General features: G+C 54.2%; 1 protein-coding gene. It reads left to right on the top strand.

What is annotated here, in order from left to right:
* The coding region (locus QEH52_RS20300) for an ABC transporter permease subunit (protein ID WP_308952783.1) at window positions 1-389 on the top strand (389 nt) is incomplete at both ends.

The raw sequence follows: 389 nt of genomic DNA, 5'->3' as shown, positions 1-389 counted from the left end.
TTGGCAATCTTCGAACTCATTCGCCTGAAGAAGGACGACTATGCGGCCGGCCCTTACTTCAAAACCATTGCCGGGCTCTTGATCGGCATTGGCGTGGCCTTGATCTTTCTCGGTAATATTTGGACCCAGCCCAATGGGCAATTTGCCAATGGCGCACCCGCCTGGCTGGGCAATAAAGATTTGGTCATTCCCGCCATTCTTTTCTGGGGCTTCCCTTGGGTGGGCACCGTGGGGGTGTTGATCTATTTGTCCGGCCTGCAAAACATTTCCGAGGACGTGTATGAGGCCGCGCAACTCGACGGCGTCAGCCCGCTGGGCATGATCTTTAAGATCGAGCTGCCACTGATCATGACACAGGTGCGGATTAATCTGATCTTCATGACCATCGG

Source organism: Thalassobacterium maritimum, from assembly GCF_031127805.1.
In the GTDB taxonomy this organism is placed as follows: domain Bacteria; phylum Verrucomicrobiota; class Verrucomicrobiia; order Opitutales; family Coraliomargaritaceae; genus Thalassobacterium; species Thalassobacterium maritimum.
This window is presented reverse-complemented; position numbering and strand designations above follow the sequence as displayed.